Here is an 18,990-nt window from a genome sequence, read left to right on the forward strand (position 1 = left end):
GGATTACAGGCTATCGGACAAAGCAATATTGCTGGAATACCGTGCAATAACGTGAGTTCTTCATGCAAGAATCCAGTGCAGATGAACATTGAAGAGCTTCACGATGGACACTTTCAACAACATGCGCATGTTCATGCGCGTGATCGAAACAGGCAGCTTTACGGCGGCTGCACGCGATATCGGGGCGACAGTCGCGCACGCATCGAGAGCGGTGAGCGATCTTGAATCGCGCCTTGGCACGCGCTTGCTGGATCGCACGACCCGCCGTATTTCACCAACTGAAGCAGGCCAGCGCTATCTGCAGCAATGCGAGCATATTCTTGCCAGCGTCGATGAGGCTGAGTCCGAAGCGGAAGACGGTGCGCCGCACCCATCTGGAAGATTGAAGATTCACTCCGTCACGAGCTTCGGGCAGCACTGCGTGGTGCCCGTTATCTCGCGTTACCGCGAGCGATTTCCCGATGTACAGATCGATCTGACACTCGGTCAGCGAATGCCGGATCTGATCGAAGAAGGGTACGACGTATCGATCGTACAGGGTACGGAACTCGGCGACTGCGGTTTGTTGTCGCAACGCGTGGGCAGTGCGCATAGCATCCTGTGCGCTTCGCGGGAGTATGTCGAGCGGCGTGGCTTGCTGACTTCGCTCAATCAACTATCACAGCATGCGTGCCTCGAATTGCGCTCGCCGCTTGCCGCACACGGCGAATGGCTGTTCGACGGGCCGGACGGCGAGGAATCGGCGGTACCGGGACGGATCGTATTCTCCGTCAATCTGGCCGATGCAATGGCAGTGGCGTTATGTCGCGGGATGGGTGTGGGCATTTTGCCGATTGCCGATGCATTGCCGCATCTTCGGACGGGAAAGCTCGTTCATCTGCTACCCGCGTACAGCACGCAACAGGTGCAGTACTTCGCGATCTATCCGCCGCGACATTCATTCAATATCAAGCTGAAGACGTGGATTCAGTTCTTGCGCGAGCAACTGCCGAATCTGCCTGTCGCACAGGGATCGCTAGCGTAGTGCTGTGCTGCTGTGCTGCTGTGCTGCACGCGAAACAGCCGGTTTGTACGCCATTCATACGTATTCGACACGATAACCTCTCTCTCATTGCATGCTGAGACGTCCAGGTTGTCGATATGAAGAATTGTCCCGAACAGAATATGACGGAGAACATCCGGCGCCGATTCGATCGCTTTATCAATGTGGTCGAACTGGCGGGCCTGATACTTATCGGCCTGGCGACTGCATACGCGATGGCGATCGAAGCGTGGCGCGTGCTGATGGCCGGTCAGGTTTCGCTCACGGACCTGCTGCTGATGTTCCTTTATCTGGAAGTACTGGCGATGGACGCGCGTTATCTGCGTCTCGGTCAAATGCCGGTTCGCTTCCCGCTTTACATTGCGATGGCGTCGCTTGCGCGGGATCTGATCCTGCGTGCCGGCGATACCGCCGATCAGCATGTTCTGTTCACGACGCTAGGAATAGCCGTGCTCGCGATCAGCGTGTACATCCTGCGGTTTGGCCAGCATCGCTATCCTGCGCGCGACGACGAAGGGCGCGAGGAACTGCGGCGCGCGGAGCCCGCGGACAGAACCAGGGTGTTCTGAGACAAGCGTCGCCGTTCATATCGACAATTTCCCGAACGAACCTGAGAGAGCGCGCAAAGCCATCCATGGATACTCGGTGAGATTGATTCACTCGCCATGTATCGAAGGAGGTGGCCATGCGTGCTGAACCCCACGACAGCCGGATAACGCCATCGCCGGGTATTGCTTGCAGGGCATCCATCGTCGCGATGCTGTTGTGGTCGCTTCTTGAAACGCGCTGGGATCTGCTCTATCCGATGGGCAAGCTCCATGTTGCGATCATCGTGTTCGTCAAGCTGGTTATCGCGGGCATTGCATTGGCCGCGCTGTGCGGCTCGTTCGCAGCGCTTGCCGCGTGCGCGTTCTGCTGCGTAGTGAGTATCGTCGTGACTGGCGCGACGCTGCCCGAGTTGTACACGTTGTCGCGCACGTTCTTCTATCTGTCGCTGGTGGAAGTCGTGGTCAAGACGATGGCGGCCGTGTCGATCTCGTTTTACTGTGCCGAGGATCACGCGGCGCGTGATGTCGAGCAAGGCGGTTGGCAAATGCGGTAGCAGTTCGAAAGGAATTCGCCATGAAGAATACGATCGGACTCGCTGCCTTGTTGATCGCTGCGTCACTCCTTGCCGCGTGTACGAGTGTCGGAGACGAGGCACATGCAACGGAAGCACTGCTGTCCAATGCAGGCTTTAAAACTGTACCGCTTGGTAATCTGAAAGCACATGAATTGAATAGCCTGACACCTGGCCGCATTGTGAAGATCGGGAACGGCGATGTGTTTGTCTACGAAGGGCCGACCGCATGCGGTTGTGTACTGGAAGGCGACCGTCAGGCTTTTGAACGCTATCAGAGCGAGAAATTCGAGCGGGACTTTCATCCGGCTGGCGCGGTTCCCGCGGCGTTCTAGGCCTCCAGGCGCGCGGCACAAGCCCCCGTGGGTGACGTCGCACGGGGCGAATTGCCATATATATAGCTGCTGCCCTGGTACATTCCCTACGAGGCAGCCAAAGGCGCGCCGTCCCGCAACCCCCAAATCCCCCGACGCACAACCCGTCAATCGCCCGCAAACCCCCGCCCCGCCTCGAACCGCGCATCATCCGCACGACGAAAGCACACGCTCACACCCATTGCCCCAATACCTTGCATTACCAGAGGTATGGAAAAGCGCGTAGAAAATGTAGCTGGTTGAAGCAAATTGGCTTGATACGCTGCAACTCATGCATTAAGCCCGATGTTCGCCGGATGTGACGCACAAATCTTCTGCAAACAGGAAGACAAGCGACATTTTGCGCGAACGAACCGCGGGTTCGCAGTCGAGTGATGCCACGCAACGACACACGCGGGACATACGCGACACGCGACGCCAATTTCTTGAACTTGCCAGTTGGGATGACCGAATGACCCCAAACCTGACATTTGCGCCGGACAGCGTGATCCATCCGGGCGCGATCGGAGCGGAAGACTTCTCCGCAGCGGCGAAGTCTGTCGCGATCTCCGGGACCGACATTCTTACGGTCAAGAACCTGTCGAAGATCTTCGGCCCCAAGCCCGAGCGTGCTGCCGAGCTGGTCCGGCAAGGTCTCGGCCGCAACGAGATCTTCGAACAGACGGGCAACATGGTTGCCGTGAATAACGTGAGCCTCAGCGTCAAGGCCGGCGAGATTTTCGTCGTCATGGGCCTGTCCGGTTCCGGCAAATCGACGCTCGTGCGCCTGCTCAACCGGCTGATCGAGCCGACCTCGGGCCAGGTGATACTCGAAGACCGCGACATCGCGCCCATGTCGACGCTCGAACTGCGTGAGGTGCGCCGCAAGAAGATGGCGATGGTGTTCCAGTCGTTCGCGTTGCTGCCGAACCGCACGGTGATCGACAACATCGCGTATGGACTGGAAGTGTCGGGTCTGAAGAAAGCGCAACGCTACGAGATCGCACGCGCTGCGTTGACGCGGGTCGGCCTCGGTTCGTATGAAAAGCTGCTGCCGGGCGAATTGTCTGGCGGCATGCAGCAACGGGTTGGTCTTGCCCGCGCGCTCGCGGTGAACCCTTCCGTGCTGCTGATGGACGAAGCGTTCTCCGCGCTCGATCCGCTGATCCGCTTTGAAATGCAAAACGAACTGCTGCGCCTTCAGAAAGAAGAGCAACGCACCATCGTGTTCATTTCGCACGATATCGAAGAAGCGATCAAGATTGGCGGCCGTATCGGCATCATGAAAGACGGTTGTCTGATTCAGGTCGGCACGCCCGCCGAACTGATCCAGTCGCCCGCCGATGCCTATGTGCGCGACTTCTTCCGCAATGTCGACGTGTCGCGTTTCCTGAAAGCGTCGAGCCTGATGACGAGCGTCGATCGCGGTCTGATTTCCTGCGATGTCGCCGCGCCGTCCGAACGCTACCTGAATCAGCTGATCGATAGTGGCGTCGAATGCGGCTACGTCTGCGACGAAGCCGGCCGGTATCAAGGCTGCGTCACGCCCGCTTCGCTGCATAAGTCTGGCGCCCATCCGATTCGCGACGCCTTCGTGAAGGACATGAATGCCGTATCGCTGGATGCGGATCTGCATCAGCTCGCGACGATCGCGTTGAACCAGGAACACGACGTACCCGTCACCGACACCGCCGGCAAGCTCGCAGGCGTCGTGTCATGCCGGACGATTCTCAAGCAGGTCATGGAACGGAGAGCAGCATGAACTCGTCAGTCATCGGGAAGTTTGCGGAAAACGCGGTCAATTTTCTGTTTCAGCATTTCCGCGGCGGCTTCGACGCTTTCTCCGCTGCGTTGGGTGCTGTTATCAAGCTGCTGGAAGACGGGCTTGCTGCCGTTCCGTTCGCCGCCATGCTCGTATTTCTCGTCGCCTTTGCGCTGTGGCGGCGCGGTGTCGTGTTCTCCATCTTCGTCGGCATTGCATTGCTTGCCATTCACTACATGGGCCTCTGGGCGCAGACCGTTTCGACGCTCGCGCTGGTGGTGGCGGCAACCGTGTTCAGTCTCGTGATCGGCGTGCCATTGGGCATCTGGGGCGCGCGAAACCGGCGCGTCGAAGTGGTGCTGCGCTCGCTGCTCGACTTCATGCAGACGATGCCCGCCTTCGTCTATCTGATCCCTGCTGTCATTCTGTTCGGGCTGGGCCGCGTGCCCGCCGTGATTGCGACCATCGTGTTTTCGATGCCGCCCGTCGTGCGTCTCACCACGCTCGGCATTCGCCAGGTGCGCGAAGAATTGCTGGAAGCAGGGCGCTCGTTCGGCAGCACGGATTCGCAACTGTTGTGGAAGATCCAGTTGCCCAATGCGCTGCCTTCGATCATGGCGGGCGTGAATCAGACCATCATGATGGCGCTGTCGATGGTCGTGGTTGCGTCGATGATCGGCGCAGGCGGTCTCGGCGAATACGTGTTGAGCGGCATCCAGCGCCTCGACATCGGGATTGGCTTCGAGGGCGGATTGGGCGTCGTGCTGCTTGCGATCGTGCTGGACCGTCTCACGGAAAGCTTCGGCGTAAAGGCAAAGAAGACGAAACGCAGCAGCGTGCGGACCGCAAAGCCGGGCGCGAGCGCAGCAGCGCGCACCTGAATACTGGCTGCATCGGCATCTCGTAGTAAAGCAGAAACACACCACACCGCTATGTTTGTCCATTTTCGAAAACTTTCATAATCGCGTAGGAGTACTGTATGAAGACCAATCTGTTCAAGTCGCTGGTTGCGAAACTGACTGTCTCGACAGTCGTGGCGATGAGCGTCGGCGCGGGCCACGCACTCGCCGCCGAGCCGATCAAGATGGCAGTCACCAACTGGGCAGACGTTCTCGCTGTCGCCAACGTGGCCAAGTACGCGCTCGAAACGAGCCTCAAGCAGCCCGTGCAGTTCGTGCAGGCGGATATCGGCATCCAGTACCAGGGCGTTGCGCGCGGCGACCTCGACATCATGGTGGGCGGATGGCTGCCCGTCACGCACGGCGCCTACTACGCGAAGTACAAGAACGACATGGACGATGTCGGCGTGATCTACACGGGCGGCAAGAACGGTTGGGCGGTGCCTGCCTATATTCCCGAGTCGCAGGTCGCGACGATTTCCGACCTCGAAAAGCCGGATGTGAAGAGCAAGCTGAACGGCACGATTCAGGGTATCGAACCTGGCGGCGGTCTGATGCAGGCTTCAGAGAAGGCCATCAAGGCTTATGACCTGAACGGCTACAACCTGCAATCGTCGAGCGAGGCGGGCATGCTGGCTGGCGTGTCGCGTGCCTATCAGTCGAAGCAGTGGATTGTCGCGACGGTGTGGAGCCCGCACTGGCTGTTCCAGAAGTGGCAGATGCGCTACCTGAAAGATCCGAAGGGCACGCTCGGCGGCGAGGAACAGGTGCACGCATTCGCATCGAAGCAGTTCGCTACCAAATTTCCCCGTGCTGACGTGTTCTTCAAGCACTTCAAGCTGACGCTCGCCGACGTCGAAGCGATCGAATTTGAAGGCAACAGTACGAACGACTACGCGACGGCTGCCAAGAAATTCGTCGATGCACACCCGGAAAAGCTGAAGGCCTGGCTGCAGCAGTAAGCCTTACAGCATTGCGCATCGCATCAACTGGTTTGTGCCGTCTTGCACTACATGCTTCACGAATTTTCCCGGAGTAACCACGTGAACGAGAACTCGCGCTTTTTTGCAGAAACGCTCCAGAGCCGCGACCCTGTCATCGCATCGGAGATTGCGCTGGAATTGCGCCGCCAGCAAACGCAGATCGAATTGATCGCTTCCGAAAACATAGTCTCAGCGGCCGTGATGGAAGCACAAGGCACGGTGCTGACCAACAAGTACGCGGAAGGTTATCCGTCGAAGCGGTATTACGGCGGCTGCGAACATGTGGATCGCGTCGAGGCGCTCGCCATCGATCGCGTGAAAGCGCTGTTCGAAGCGGAATTCGCCAACGTGCAGCCGCATTCGGGTGCACAGGCGAATGGCGCGGTCATGCTCGCGCTGGTCAAGCCAGGCGAAACGGTGATGGGCATGTCGCTCGATGCGGGCGGGCATCTGACGCACGGCGCGCGCCCCGCGCTGTCCGGCAAGTGGTTCAACGCAGTGCAATATGGCGTGAGCCCGGACACGTATCGCATCGACTATGACCAGGTGCGCCGTCTTGCCGAAGAGCATCGGCCGAAGCTGATTATCGCGGGCTATTCGGCGTATCCGCGTGCGCTGGACTTCGCCGCGTTCCGCGATATCGCCGATAGCGTGGGCGCGCTGCTGATGGTCGATATGGCGCACATCGCCGGCATCGTCGCGGCAGGCCGGCACGAGAACCCGGTTCAATACGCAGACGTCGTGACGTCGACGACGCACAAAACGCTGCGCGGGCCGCGCGGCGGCTTCATCCTCACCAACAACGGCGACATCGCGAAGAAGATCAATTCGGCTGTGTTTCCCGGCTTGCAGGGCGGCCCGCTGATGCATGTGATCGCGGGCAAGGCGGTTGCGTTCGGCGAAGCACTGCGCCCTGAATTCACGGCGTATATTGATCAGGTGCTGCGCAACGCGCAGGCGCTCGGCAATGTGCTCAAGTCGGGCGGCGTGAACCTCGTGACGGGCGGAACGGACAACCATCTGCTGCTGGTCGATCTGCGCTCGAAAGGTCTGACGGGAACGCAGACGGAGAAAGCACTGGAGCGCGCGGGTATCACCTGCAACAAGAACGGCATCCCGTTCGATACGGAAAACCCGACGGTCACGTCCGGCATTCGCCTCGGCACGCCGGCAGGTACGACACGCGGCTTCGGCACTGCGCAGTTCGAGCAGATCGGCCAGATGATTCTGGAAGTGCTGACTTCACTGGAACGGGAGCCCAGCGGCGATGAACAGGTGGAACGCGCCGTACGCAGCCGCGTGCGGGACCTGTGCAACCAGTTCCCGATCTATTCGCATGCGGAAGCGCTTGTCTAAGCGACGCCGCTGATTCAACCGACCGCGGCACGCAGTTTCGCGCGCCGCAAGTGCAATTACTCAAGAGAGAACCGACATGAGCTTCGAGGGAGTCCACACACCGCTCGTCACCCCGTTCAAGGCCGATGGCGAGATCGATCACGTTCTGCTCGGCAAGCACGCCGCGAATCTCGCGGGCCGCGTTTCCGGCCTCGGCATTGGCGGCACGACGGGCGAATACTACGCGCTGAGTTTCGACGAGCGCGTGGAGACCTTCAACACTGTCGCCGAAGCAGCGGGCGGCAAGTCGTATCTGACGGCGGGCATCAACGCCACGACGACGAAAGAGGTGATCCGCCTCGGTCAGGAAGCGAAGCGTGCGGGCCTCAACGCGCTGCTGCTCGCCGCGCCGTATTACGCGCAGCCGACGCAGGAAGAACTGCTGGCCCATCTGCTGAAGGTGGACGACGCGCTCGACATGCCCGTGATGCTGTACAACTTCCCGGCGCGCACCGGCACGGCAATCGGCGACGACGTGCTGTCGAAACTGCTCGAACGCTCCAACTTCATCGCGATGAAGGAAAGCACCGGCGACATTTCGCATCTGCATCACCTCGCCACGCACTTCAAGGACCGTCTGGTGCTGAGCTGCGGCATGGACGATCAGGCACTCGAATTCTTCGTGTGGGGCGCAAAGAGCTGGGTGGGCGGCGCGTCCAATTTCCTGCCGGAAGCACATACCGCGCTGTTCGATGCCTGCGTAAAGCAAGGCGATTTCACGACCGGCCGACAGTTGATGGCGCAATTGCTGCCCGTGCTCGAGCTGCTGGAGCGCAGCGGCAAGTTCATCCAGTACGTTCGATACGGCTGCGAACTGGCGGGCACGCCCGTCGGTGCGGCACGCGCGCCGCTCGGCACGCTCGATGAAGAAGAACGCAGCACGTTTGCAAAGCTCGTTCGCCCATTGTTGCGCAACGCTCAGTAAATCTGCATGGCCTCGAAACTGGAATTCGCGCGGTTTCCCGCTCCCGACGGCGTCAACGGATGGTGGGAAAGCCTGCCGCCGCCCAAGCCTGCCGTCGCGGTGTCGTCGGAACGCCGCTATGACTGGGTCGTGGTCGGTGGCGGCATTACGGGCTTGTGCGCGGCCCGGCGGCTTGCCGAGCTTGCACCCGATGCGTCGATTGCGCTTGTCGAGGCGGATCGCATCGGGCGCACGACGGCTGGGCGCAATTCCGGCTTTTTCGTCGATCTGCCGCACGACATCAGCAGCGAGAGCTATTCGCGCAGCGTGGAAGCGGACAAGGCGGATGTGCGCTTCCAGCGTCACGGTATCGACTATGTGCGCTCGGCGGTGAAGGCGCACAAGATCGAGTGTGACTGGCGCGACGACGGGAAATTTCATGCGTCGGTGAATCGCAAGGGACACGCGGCGCTCGCGCATTTTGCCGAAGGGCTGGAGCGCATCGACGAAGCCTTCGAATGGCTGGACAAAGCCGCTATTACGAAGGTCACGGGCACGGACTTCTATGAAGGCGCGCTGTTCACGCCCGGATGCAGCACGGTGCAGCCCGCGGCTTTGATGCGCGGTCTTGCTGCGTCCTTGCCCGCCAATGTGCAGGTTTTCGAACTCAGCGCAGTCAAGCGTATCGAGGACGAAGGGCTAACGAAGGTGCTGACTTTCGCGGACGGCAAGATCGTCGCGAAGCGCGTGATTCTCTGCACGAATGCGTACGCTGCGACGTTCGGCGGTCATCCGAACGGATTGTTGCCCGTGTACACGTTCGCATCGATGACGCGCGTGATGAACCCTGACGAAGTCAAACGGTTGGGCGGCACGCGTTCATGGTCGCTGATTCCCGCCGACCCGATGGGCTCGACCGTGCGCCGTCTGGCTACCGACCGCATCTGCGTGCGCAATCACTTCGCGTTCCGGCCGAACCTCGAAGTATCGCAAGCCGATCTGGCAAAAGCGAAGAGTCTGCATCAACGCTCCTTCGACCGGCGCTTTCCGATGCTGAAGGACGTCGAACTCGAATACACGTGGGGCGGTCCGCTGTGCCTGTCGGCGAATAACGGCGCGCTTTTCGGGCGCAGGGCCGATGGCGTGTTCGAAGCGGTCGGATGCAATGGTCTGGGTCTTAGCCGCGGTTCGGCGTCCGGCAAGCTGATTGCCGAATACGCGCTTGGTCAGTCAAGCGATCTCGTGCGCCAGCTTCTGAACCAGCCGCATCCGCGTTCGCTGCCCGTGCGGCCAATTGCCGATGTCGCCGTGTCGGCGGCCATCTGGGTCAAGGAATTTTCGGCGGGAGCCGAGCTTTAAATCTGTGAGGACAGGACATGACGACGTATCAGGAATGGAAGCAGAAAGCGGACGCCTTGTCGCTCGACGGCAGAGCCTTTATCGCGGGTGAACGCGCAAACGCGGCGTCGAATGAGACCTTCGCGACGCTCAATCCTTCGACAGGCAAAGTACTCGCCGATATCGCCAAGTGCGATGCGAAAGATATCGATCGCGCTGTGACGGCGGCGCGAGACGCGTTCGAATCGGGCGTGTGGTCGAAGGCCGCGCCTGCGCAGCGCAAGGCGGTGCTGCTGCGCCTCGCGCAACTGATCGACGAGAACGCCGACGAACTGGCGCTGCTCGAAGCACTCGAAGCCGGCAAGCCGATCAGCGAATGCATGGGACTGGACATCCCCGAGTCGGCGGCGTGCATCCGCTGGCATGCGGAAGTGACCGACAAGCGTTACGACGCGCTGTCGCCGTCGGGCGCGAGTGTCGTCAGCATGATTACGCGCGAGCCGATTGGCGTTGTCGGCGCGGTGCTGCCGTGGAATTTTCCGGCGCTGATGCTTGCGTGGAAAATCGGACCGGCGCTGTCGGTCGGCAATAGCGTGATCGTGAAGCCGGCCGAACAGACCTCGCTATCGACGCTGCGTATCGCCGATCTCGCGCAGGAAGCGGGCGTGCCGGCCGGTGTGTTCAGCGTGGTGACGGGCTTCGGCGAAAGCGCGGGGCAGGCGTTGGGCCGCCACGCCGATGTCGATCTCGTGGCGTTCACCGGCTCGACGGAAACGGGCAAACGGTTCTTGCATTACTCGGCGGACACCAACCTGAAGCGCGTGGTGCTCGAATGCGGCGGCAAGAATCCGCAAGTCGTGTTGCCGGACGTTGCGAATCTCGATGCCGTTGCCGAGCAGGCCGTTGCCGCTGCATTCTGGAACATGGGCGAGAACTGTAGCGCGGGCTCGCGAATCCTGGTGCCTGCTTCTCTGAAAGCAAGCCTGCTCGAAAAAGTACTGGCGGTACTCGAAGGCTGGAAGACGGGCGATCCGCTCGACCCCGACGTCAAGCTCGGTTCGCTGATCGAGCAGAAGCACTTTGAAAAGGTGCTCGCGCACATCGAAAAGGCGAAGGCGGAAGGGGCACGCCTCGTGTGCGGCGGCAAGGCGACGCGCGCGGAGTCGGGCGGCTGGTTCGTCGAGCCGACCATCTTCGATAACGTGACGCCGGAAATGAGCATCGCGCGCGACGAAGTGTTCGGCCCCGTGGTGTGCTTCGTCGAATATGCGGACGTGGATGAAGCCGTGCGGATCGCCAACGACACCTGCTATGGCCTCGCGGCTTCGCTGTGGACCGACAACGTGAACAACGCGCACAAGGTCGCGGCGCGGATTCGCGCGGGCACCGTTACGGTGAACTGCTTCGGCGAGGGCGACCTGTCGACGCCGTTCGGCGGGTTCAAGCAATCGGGCTTCGGCGGACGCGACAAATCGGTTTACGCGCACGACCAGTACTGCGAGCTGAAGACCACCTGGTTGAAGCTCGACTAGACTGGTTGAATGTGCAACGCCAACCCGGCCGCTCAGGCCGGGTTTTTCCACAACTCAACGCGGAACACCATGCGACTAGGATTCATCGGAACGGGCACGATCACACAGGCAGTCGTGACGGGCATGCTGAAATTCGGCGTGCCGTTCGACCAGATATCGCTGTCGCCTCGCAACGCGAAAACGGCCGCTGAACTGGCCGCGCGTGACGGGCGTATTCACGTCTGCTCGAGCAATCAGGAAGTGCTTCAGCATTCGGACGTCGTGTGTCTTGCGGTGGTGCCGCAGATCGCGTCGGAAGTATTGCGCGAACTCGATTTCGACGCGCGTCATCATGTGATCAGCTTCATGGCGGGCGTTTCGCTGGAACAGTTGCGCGGCCTTGTTCGTACGGGCGGCAAGATTGCGCGTGCCGTGCCGCTGCCCGCCGTGGCGGAGGGTAAGGGCAGCACGGCAATCTGTCCCGCCGACGAGGTCGCCCGCGCGATTTTCGCGCCGCTGGGCAAAGCCGTCGAAGTGGACAGTGAAGACAAGTTCGATGCGCTATCGGCCGTGACGGCGACGATGGCGAGCTTCTACGCGGTACTCGAAACGCAGGCATCGTGGCTTGTGCAACAAGGGCTCGACTATGCCGACGCGCGTGCATTTTTGTCCGGCTACTGTGTGGGCCTCGCTCACGACACGACACGCACCGACGCGCCGTTCGCAGCGATGGTGCAGCACTCCATGACACCGGGCGGCATCAATGAACAGGTGCACGCCGAGCTTTCGCGCCGCGGCGCTTACGCGTGTTACAGCGACGCGCTCGACGGCGTGCTGCGGCGAATCAGCGGACGCGCGTGACGAGCGGCGTCGAAGGCACAATGCGAGCACCGGCGGCGGATAATCATCAGATGCAGCACAGCGGTAAAGAAGGCGTCAGCGCACCCGGGTTGCCCGCCATTGCCAGTTGCCGGGAAGAATCGCACACTATTTTTAGCGCGGGCAACAAGAACCCGACGCATCGCGGCCGCATTGCGCATCCGCTTCACAGGTGAAAGCCATGCAAAAGAAACAGTTGTTCGCCGACCGGCTGCTCGCGCAGATGCCATCTTTGCGCGCGTTGCGCTGCTTCGTCACGGCCGCCCGCTACGAAAGCTTCACGCAGGCCGCCGAGGTGCTGTGCGTCACCCAGGCTGCGATCAGCCGCCAGATCAAGGAACTGGAAGATTCGCTGGAAGTCGCGCTGTTCGAGCGCACGGGCAGACATATCGCGCTGACCGACGCGGGGCGCATTCTGTACAACGCGTCCTATCTGTCGATCATGAACATCGCCGAAGCGGCCGAAGCCGTGCGCCGCACCGACCGGCATGCGCTGACGATCTGCGTGTCGCATACGTTCTCGGCGCTGTGGCTGTCGCTCCGGCTGCCGGCCTTTCGCAAGCGCTTTCCGGACATCCGTTTGCATGTGATGGTCACCGAGCATTTCATGGAGCTGGACGAGCTCATGGAACCCGACATCATCATCACGAAGAATCCGCCGCGCCAGCCGGAGTACGAGATCGAGCCGCTCTTTCATGACGTGGTGTATCCCGTGTGCAGTCCGTCGTTTCATGAGCGGCATTTCCACGCGAGACAGCTAAAGCCGCTGGATCTGCTGTCGCATCCGACCTTGAACCTGTCGCTGCTGGGACGCGCGCAGGTTTGCGAGCACGTGGACTGGCGCGTATGGCGCAACTGGTTCCAGCAGGGCGACGGCTCGGACCGGCTGGTCGAAAACGATCATCTGGAGAGCAACGACTACCGGCTGCTGGTCGCGCAGGCGGAAGCCGGCGAAGGCACGCTGCTCGGCTGGCATCACCTCGTGCATCGCCAGGTCGAACAGGGGCGGCTGTTGCGGCCCGTGCAGGATGCGCTCGAATTCAACGACCGTCATCACTACCTGATCACGCACAAGAATGCGAAGCTGCGGCCCGAGTATCTGCAGTTCCGTGAATGGCTCGGCGAAGAAGTCGCCTCGATGATGGGCGAATGGCGCAGCGTCGAAGCCGAAGCGGCGACGAAATAGCGTATTGGCGCAAACGACATGAGCGGCCACGAGTCCCACAGCGTCGACGCAGGCAGCGCCATGTTGAGCGACGTCATGCACAACAGGGCCGGAACGGCGCGCCCATTGCGCTTTGGCATCGTGCTGTTGCCGAACTTCACGTTGACGGCGTTTTCGGGTTTCGTCGATCTGCTCCGACTGGCCAGCGACGAAGGCGATATGAGCCGCCCCGTGCGCTGTTCGTGGACGATCGTTGGCGAGTCGCTCGTGCCGGTGCGGGCGAGTTGCGGCATTCAGGTCACGCCGTGGATGACCTTCGACCAGGCGGGCGAGTTCGATTATGTCGTGGTCGTGGGCGGGCTGCTGCATTCGGGGCCGTCGGCAAGCAAGGCCACGTTGCAGTTCATCCAGCATGCCGCGAAAACGTCGGCGACGCTGGTCGGCATATGCACGGGCGTATTCGCGCTGATGCGTGCCGAAGTGATGGAAGGCTATCGCATCTGCGTGAGCTGGTTTCACTATTGGGATTTTGTCGAGCGCTTTCCGGGCGTGGATGAACGCACGCTGGTCGCAGACCGCCTGTTCGTGATCGACCGGCGACGCATTACGTGTTCTGGCGGACGCGCGTCGATCGACGTGGCGGCCGCGATTCTGCTGCGGCATGTCGAAGCGACGATCGTGCAGAAGGCGCTGCGCATCATGCTGGTCGACGACGCGCAAAAGGGCAACGCGCCGCAGCCGCATCCGCCTGGACTCGAACCGGCCACGCATCCGAAGGTGCGGCGCGCGATCCTGCTGATGGAGCAGCACATCGGCCAGCCGTTGAGCCTCGCCGAACTCGCGCGTCGGCTGGAGATGTCGGTCAGGCAACTGGAGCGTCTGTTTGCCGCCGAGACGGGCAAGTCGCCGCATGCGTATGGGCGGCAGATTCGCATCCGCATGGCGTCGTGGCTGCTGACGAGCTCGGACCGCACGGTGGCCGATATCGCCACGTCTTGCGGCTTTTCCGATGCATCGCACCTGGGCCGCGAGTTCAGGAAGGAATTCGGCGAGTCGCCCGTGGCTTATCGCGTGGCGCGTCCGCAAAGCCACTCGCCTGTGATGGCCGAAAGCTGAACCGCGCGCGGCGATCACGCACAACACGACTACAGGAACGATACGACATGACGGCAACACAACTGACTGATGAAATGGTGCTCTTCGGTCTGAACGTCAAAGGCGCGCGCCGCTGGTATTCGATCGACGAGCGCGACTGGCGCCCGATGAAAATCGGCGAGACGGTGCTGTCTGGCTTCTTCTGGATCCCCGTCGCCGACGACGAAGGCGGCGCGTGGAGCAGCTACTGGATGCGCCTGCAGCCGGGCGCGCGTTCGTTCGAGCATCAGCATGATTCGACGGAACTCATCATGATCCTCGACGGCGTATTCACCGACGAAGACGGCACCGATTTCCTTCCGGGAAACACGGTGTGCTACGCGGCGGGCTCGCGGCATAGCACGTCATCGGCGGAAGGCTGCACGGTGCTGGTGGTCGCTCACACTGGCTCGACGATCGTTTCTCGCGCACCGGTTTGACAACCCGGCAACGCGTGACACGCTGGTAACAAGGAGTAAAACGATGCTCAATACTTCACGCAGGTTTTGCGTCTTCGCGCTGACTGCCGTCGCGCTGACGCTCGCGAGTCACGTCTGCAGTGCGCAGCAGGTCGTGAAGATAGGCGTGTCCGCGCCCCTGACGGGCAATGGCGCGGCCAACGGAAAGGACATCGAGAACGGCGTGCGTCTGGCGATTGAAGAGGCGAACGCGCAGCATATCAAGCTGGGTGGCCAGGACGTGCAGTTCGAACTCGATTCTGTCGACGATCAGGGCGATCCGCGCATTGGCGTGCAGGTCGCGCAAAAGCTGGTCGACGATGGCGTGGTGGCGGTGGTCGGCTACTACAACTCGGGCGTCGCGTTACCCTCGTCGCCGATCTTCGCCAAGGCGGGCATACCGCTGATCGACCCGGCCGCAACGAATCCGGCGATCACGCGGCAAGGCTTGAAGAATGTATTCCGTATCATCGCCACGGATGCGCAGAACTCCGGCAATGCCGGGAAGTATGCGGTGAACGTCACGAAGGCGAAGCGCATTGCAGTGATGGATGACCGTACTGCATTCGGCCAGGGTGCAGCGGACGAGTTCAAGAAGGCGGTGCAGGCGGCGGGCGGTCAGATCGCGGCATCGGAATTCACGAATGACAAGGCCGTCGAATTCAACGCGCAACTCACGAGTATCAAGGCGGCCAATGCCGATCTGCTGTATTTTGCCGGGCTCAACAATCAGGCGGCGTTGTTGACGAAGCGCATGAGGCAGCTTGGCATGCGGGCGCAGTTTGTCGGTAGCGGCGGGATTGCCGATAGTATTTTCCTGAGTGTCGCGGGTAGTGCTGCCGAAGGCGCGATGGCATGGGAGTATGGGCGCCCTGTCGAGTCGCTGCCTCAGGGCAAGGCTTTTGCCGAGAAGTTCAAGAAGCGATTTGGTGCGGACACGCTGACTTATGCGCCTTTTGCGTATGACTGCGCGTGGGTGGCGATCAATGCGATGAAGCAGGCCAATTCGGCGAAGCCGGATGTTTTTATGCCGGTGCTGCGTACTACCAGATACGATGGGATTACGGGGAAGATTGAGTTTGATGAATATGGAGATCTTAAGCATCCGACGTCGACGCTTTATCAGGTTAAGGGTGGGAAGTGGGTTCCTGTGACTACGATTAGCGCTGAATAGTGGTTTTGGTTTTGGTTGGTTTGCCTGGGTTTTCGCTGGCATCCGCGATGTGACTTACCACTTCAAGCGTCGCCCCTGTGCGGGGCGGCACCTACTTTTCTTTGCCGCGGCAAAGAAAAGTAGGCAAAAGAAAGCCGCTAACACCACCAGCCCTCGTTCCCGCCTGAGGGCCCCCAACGGGTCCTCCACTTCACACGGCGTCCTGCCTTTCACTGCCCGTTGCCAACGCTTCGAATTGGCTCATCACCCGCTCCACACTCCCACGTCGCCACACGCGCGATCGCATCGCCCACGTTCTATAGCGGCAAACTGTGTGTAGGCTTTCGCGCCGTACGCGCTCCACTCCAGACTGAAAACCAAGGTCACGGCTCGAAAGCACGATCGGTGTCGTAGAAGCGCCGACGTGTGGAGCACTACGACCTACACACAGTTTGCCACCTGGGCGGCCGTAACCAATCGCTGCCGTTCGCTGCGCTACGGGTGATTGAAGTGGGTGAGGCGCCTGTTCGAAGCGCTGGCAACGGGCAGTGAAAGGCAGAACGCCGATTGAGGCGGAGGAACTGTTGGGGGCCCTCAGGCAGCGGTCAAGAGCGGGCGGTGTTAGCCCGCTTTCTTTGCTTACTTTCTTTGCGGCGGCAAAGAAAGTAAGTGCCGCCCCGCACAGGGGCAACGCCTGAAGCAGGCAAGACAAATCGCGGATGCCAGCGCGAAGGCAAGCCGCGAAGCCAACCAAAACCAAAACCAAAACCAAAACATTTCCAATGTCGTACCATGCAAAAACCTCCGTCCCGACCGGGACCCACCCCATGTACACCACATTCCTGCGCGCTCTGCGCAACACACTCACCGCCTTCAAGACCGACCTTTCCAGGCATACATTCATCACACGCCTGCGCCGTTGCACGGAAGCAGTGCTGGCAACCATCATCGCCATATGCGCGAGCCGCTACTTCGGTTTACCAGAAGCCTGGTGGGCAGCAATCTGCGCGTTCTCACTAACGGGCCTCGCGTTTAGCGCCGCACTCGATCTCGGTGTCCAGCAGATCATCGGCACATTCGCCGGTACGGTCATTGGTTTGCTGCTGTCGCGCTTCGCCGCACACGATGTCGCGCAGTTCGTGGTCTTGATGGCGCTGCTATCAGCAAGCGGACTCTATCTGGCGACGAAGCGTTCGGCGGGCTACATGTGGATTCTTTCCACCGCGCTCGCCATTTTCATCGTAACGACCACGCATGCTTCACCCGACGCAGACACGCGCGGTGTCGCACAGGCCATGTGGATCAACGCACTGATCGGCACCACCGCCTATCTGGGCGTGACGCTGGCCGGGGCAGCCGTCATGCTGCTACGGAATGCACACGAACCCGCTCCCGATGAAGCGCGTCCCTCCGTCGCGCATGCATTGACCGATCGCACGCTTGGACGGGTGCCGCATACGATGATCGGCACAATCACGCTTTCGGTGCTCGCGTATCTGGCGTGGCGTTATCCCGTGGAGGGCTTTCCGCAGGCGATGACGACGGCGCTCGTCGTTCTGATGGTCCCCGTCGATGCACAGGGCACGTGGTCACCCTATGGTGTCGTTCAGCGGATGTGTCATCGGCTGCTGGGTTGCGCATTGGGCTGCGCGATTGTGCTCGTCGTGCTGCCGCTGACGGCTGGGAGCATCGTCTACTGTTTGCTGGCCGTGTGCGTGTTCGTGTGGCTGTCGTGCTATCTGCGCTTTGGGCATTCGGATATCAGCTACGTCGGCACGCAATGCGGCGCGGTCGTGATCCTGACGTTCGTTCATGACCGCGTGTGGCTCAGCGACGATGTTGCGGTTGCCTATCATCGGCTGATTGGCATCGCGGCAGGGAATGTCGCGCTCGCTGTCGTGCTGCTCCTGGTGACGGCAGGCTGTGCAGTGTGGGCGAAGAATCGTGCGAATGAACGGGCGAGGTAACGAAGCATCACGCACAGTGGCCGCTCGCCATCTTGATCGCGAGTTGCACATGTCCGTTGCCTGGACCCATGAGCAACCGGCGGGTAGACTGCTTTCGACGATTCCCCCTTGGTAGTCGGCTGGATTGTTTTTGCCCCTGCATCGGCCATTCATGAGGAGCGTGACATGAGCAATGGACAGACGCGCAGCGAAGCTTCGCCGGCGACCGGGAAAGCGAGAACGGTCGACATGCGGCTGGAGGTCGTCGTCATCCCCGTTTCGGATGTGGATCGCGCGAAGCAGTTCTATTCGAGCCTTGGCTGGCGGCTCGACGTCGATATCGTCAAGGACGATCAGTTTCGCGTGGTGCATTTCACGCCAACGGGCTCGCAATGCTCGCTTCTGTTCGGCAACGGCGTCACGACGGAGAAGCCAGGCTCGGTGCAAGGCCTCCATCTGATCGTGTCCGACGTCGAGGCGGCGCGCGCGGAACTGATCGAACGCGGCGTTGAAGTGAGCGAGATCTTCCATGACGTCGGCGGCGTGTTTCATCATGCCGGCGAAGTCGGACGATTGAGCGGTCTGCATCCCGTGCGTGCCAGCTATGGGTCGTTCGCTGCGTTCAGCGATCCCGACGGTAACGGCTGGGTTTTCCAGGAAGTGACGACGCGGCTGCCCGGAAGAGTCGAGCCAGGCGATACGACATTTGCTTCGTCGAAAGAACTCGCGGGCGCGCTGCGCCGTGCCGCCGCCGCGCATGGCGAACACGAGAAAACCACCGGCCAGCATGATGAAAACTGGCCCGACTGGTACGCCGAATACATCGTGCGCGAGCAGGCGGGCGGATAGTTGCTGACGGGTTCTACGCTGATGACCGGCCGGCACCCCGGTTCTATTCGGAACATATTCCGCGCAGCGATTTGTCGTACATATACCGGCGCGCGTCGA

The 18,990-nt window shown here is 60.9% G+C and carries 18 protein-coding genes; all 18 read left to right on the top strand.

Translation table 11 applies throughout. From position 1 onward, the window contains the following. Nucleotides 1–103: 103 nt before the first annotated feature. Nucleotides 104–1,024 carry a LysR family transcriptional regulator gene (locus tag G3O01_RS00805; RefSeq protein WP_205802538.1) on the top strand — a complete coding sequence of 307 codons (921 nt, stop codon included), beginning with the start codon at nt 104–106 and terminating at the stop codon, nt 1,022–1,024. A gap of 116 nt (nt 1,025–1,140) precedes the next feature. Continuing rightward, nucleotides 1,141–1,611 (top strand): phosphate-starvation-inducible PsiE family protein, encoded by a 471-nt coding sequence (locus G3O01_RS00810; RefSeq protein WP_205802539.1) that lies wholly within the window; start codon nt 1,141–1,143, stop codon nt 1,609–1,611. Nucleotides 1,612–1,727: 116 nt separating this feature from the next. Next, the gene (locus tag G3O01_RS00815) at nt 1,728–2,144 is read left to right on the top strand and encodes a hypothetical protein (RefSeq protein ID WP_241023540.1); all 417 of its coding nucleotides are present in this window, start codon (nt 1,728–1,730) and stop codon (nt 2,142–2,144) included. A gap of 20 nt (nt 2,145–2,164) precedes the next feature. Then, nucleotides 2,165–2,497, top strand: coding sequence for a hypothetical protein (locus G3O01_RS00820; protein ID WP_205802540.1), 333 nt, complete (start codon nt 2,165–2,167; stop codon nt 2,495–2,497). A 490-nt stretch (nt 2,498–2,987) separates the two neighbouring features. Continuing rightward, nucleotides 2,988–4,277 (top strand): glycine betaine/L-proline ABC transporter ATP-binding protein, encoded by a 1,290-nt coding sequence (locus G3O01_RS00825; RefSeq protein WP_205802541.1) that lies wholly within the window; start codon nt 2,988–2,990, stop codon nt 4,275–4,277. Further along, a complete protein-coding gene (locus tag G3O01_RS00830) occupies nt 4,274–5,158 on the top strand; it encodes a proline/glycine betaine ABC transporter permease (RefSeq protein WP_205802542.1) in 885 nt (294 codons plus the stop codon). The genes G3O01_RS00825 and G3O01_RS00830 overlap by 4 nt, the downstream gene beginning before the upstream one ends. 98 nt (nt 5,159–5,256) lie before the next feature. After that, nucleotides 5,257–6,138 carry a glycine betaine ABC transporter substrate-binding protein gene (locus tag G3O01_RS00835; RefSeq protein WP_205802543.1) on the top strand — a complete coding sequence of 294 codons (882 nt, stop codon included), beginning with the start codon at nt 5,257–5,259 and terminating at the stop codon, nt 6,136–6,138. An 81-nt stretch (nt 6,139–6,219) separates the two neighbouring features. Next, the gene (glyA, locus tag G3O01_RS00840) at nt 6,220–7,515 is read left to right on the top strand and encodes a serine hydroxymethyltransferase (protein WP_205802544.1); all 1,296 of its coding nucleotides are present in this window, start codon (nt 6,220–6,222) and stop codon (nt 7,513–7,515) included. A gap of 76 nt (nt 7,516–7,591) precedes the next feature. Continuing rightward, nucleotides 7,592–8,479 (top strand): dihydrodipicolinate synthase family protein, encoded by an 888-nt coding sequence (locus G3O01_RS00845; RefSeq protein ID WP_205802545.1) that lies wholly within the window; start codon nt 7,592–7,594, stop codon nt 8,477–8,479. Nucleotides 8,480–8,485: 6 nt separating this feature from the next. Next, nucleotides 8,486–9,817 (top strand): FAD-binding oxidoreductase, encoded by a 1,332-nt coding sequence (locus tag G3O01_RS00850; protein ID WP_205802546.1) that lies wholly within the window; start codon nt 8,486–8,488, stop codon nt 9,815–9,817. Nucleotides 9,818–9,834: 17 nt separating this feature from the next. Further along, nucleotides 9,835–11,328: an aldehyde dehydrogenase gene (locus G3O01_RS00855; protein WP_205802547.1), complete on the top strand. Its 1,494-nt coding sequence runs from the start codon at nt 9,835–9,837 to the stop codon at nt 11,326–11,328. Nucleotides 11,329–11,397: 69 nt separating this feature from the next. After that, nucleotides 11,398–12,168: a pyrroline-5-carboxylate reductase gene (locus G3O01_RS00860; RefSeq protein WP_205802548.1), complete on the top strand. Its 771-nt coding sequence runs from the start codon at nt 11,398–11,400 to the stop codon at nt 12,166–12,168. 199 nt (nt 12,169–12,367) lie between these two features. Next, nucleotides 12,368–13,372: a LysR substrate-binding domain-containing protein gene (locus tag G3O01_RS00865; protein ID WP_205802549.1), complete on the top strand. Its 1,005-nt coding sequence runs from the start codon at nt 12,368–12,370 to the stop codon at nt 13,370–13,372. Between the two features lie 60 nt (nt 13,373–13,432). After that, on the top strand, nt 13,433–14,467 hold the full coding sequence (locus G3O01_RS00870; RefSeq protein ID WP_205803043.1) for a GlxA family transcriptional regulator: 1,035 nt from the start codon (nt 13,433–13,435) through the stop codon (nt 14,465–14,467). A 47-nt stretch (nt 14,468–14,514) separates the two neighbouring features. Beyond that, nucleotides 14,515–14,925, top strand: a complete 411-nt coding sequence (locus tag G3O01_RS00875; RefSeq protein ID WP_205802550.1) for a cupin domain-containing protein — start codon at nt 14,515–14,517, stop codon at nt 14,923–14,925. Nucleotides 14,926–14,968: 43 nt separating this feature from the next. Then, nucleotides 14,969–16,117, top strand: a complete 1,149-nt coding sequence (locus G3O01_RS00880) for a branched-chain amino acid ABC transporter substrate-binding protein (RefSeq protein ID WP_205802551.1) — start codon at nt 14,969–14,971, stop codon at nt 16,115–16,117. Between the two features lie 806 nt (nt 16,118–16,923). Continuing rightward, entirely contained in the window at nt 16,924–18,063 is a 1,140-nt protein-coding gene (locus G3O01_RS00885) for an FUSC family protein (RefSeq protein ID WP_205802552.1), read from the top strand. A 165-nt stretch (nt 18,064–18,228) separates the two neighbouring features. Continuing rightward, a complete protein-coding gene (locus tag G3O01_RS00890) occupies nt 18,229–18,891 on the top strand; it encodes a VOC family protein (RefSeq protein WP_205802553.1) in 663 nt (220 codons plus the stop codon). Nucleotides 18,892–18,990: the final 99 nt, after the last annotated feature.

The organism is Burkholderia sp. Ac-20365 (assembly GCF_017104715.1).
Classification (GTDB): domain Bacteria; phylum Pseudomonadota; class Gammaproteobacteria; order Burkholderiales; family Burkholderiaceae; genus Paraburkholderia.

Coding starts and splice junctions, on each gene's coding strand:
- G3O01_RS00815 (WP_241023540.1), top strand. CDS start 1,728: ATGCGTGCTGAACCCCACGACAGCCGGATAACGCCATCGCCGGGTATT.
- G3O01_RS00865 (WP_205802549.1), top strand. CDS start 12,368: ATGCAAAAGAAACAGTTGTTCGCCGACCGGCTGCTCGCGCAGATGCCA.
- G3O01_RS00835 (WP_205802543.1), top strand. CDS start 5,257: ATGAAGACCAATCTGTTCAAGTCGCTGGTTGCGAAACTGACTGTCTCG.
- G3O01_RS00850 (WP_205802546.1), top strand. CDS start 8,486: ATGGCCTCGAAACTGGAATTCGCGCGGTTTCCCGCTCCCGACGGCGTC.
- G3O01_RS00860 (WP_205802548.1), top strand. CDS start 11,398: ATGCGACTAGGATTCATCGGAACGGGCACGATCACACAGGCAGTCGTG.
- G3O01_RS00870 (WP_205803043.1), top strand. CDS start 13,433: ATGTTGAGCGACGTCATGCACAACAGGGCCGGAACGGCGCGCCCATTG.
- G3O01_RS00825 (WP_205802541.1), top strand. CDS start 2,988: ATGACCCCAAACCTGACATTTGCGCCGGACAGCGTGATCCATCCGGGC.
- G3O01_RS00855 (WP_205802547.1), top strand. CDS start 9,835: ATGACGACGTATCAGGAATGGAAGCAGAAAGCGGACGCCTTGTCGCTC.
- G3O01_RS00890 (WP_205802553.1), top strand. CDS start 18,229: ATGAGCAATGGACAGACGCGCAGCGAAGCTTCGCCGGCGACCGGGAAA.
- G3O01_RS00820 (WP_205802540.1), top strand. CDS start 2,165: ATGAAGAATACGATCGGACTCGCTGCCTTGTTGATCGCTGCGTCACTC.
- G3O01_RS00810 (WP_205802539.1), top strand. CDS start 1,141: ATGAAGAATTGTCCCGAACAGAATATGACGGAGAACATCCGGCGCCGA.
- G3O01_RS00875 (WP_205802550.1), top strand. CDS start 14,515: ATGACGGCAACACAACTGACTGATGAAATGGTGCTCTTCGGTCTGAAC.
- G3O01_RS00830 (WP_205802542.1), top strand. CDS start 4,274: ATGAACTCGTCAGTCATCGGGAAGTTTGCGGAAAACGCGGTCAATTTT.
- G3O01_RS00845 (WP_205802545.1), top strand. CDS start 7,592: ATGAGCTTCGAGGGAGTCCACACACCGCTCGTCACCCCGTTCAAGGCC.
- G3O01_RS00880 (WP_205802551.1), top strand. CDS start 14,969: ATGCTCAATACTTCACGCAGGTTTTGCGTCTTCGCGCTGACTGCCGTC.
- G3O01_RS00885 (WP_205802552.1), top strand. CDS start 16,924: ATGTACACCACATTCCTGCGCGCTCTGCGCAACACACTCACCGCCTTC.
- G3O01_RS00805 (WP_205802538.1), top strand. CDS start 104: ATGGACACTTTCAACAACATGCGCATGTTCATGCGCGTGATCGAAACA.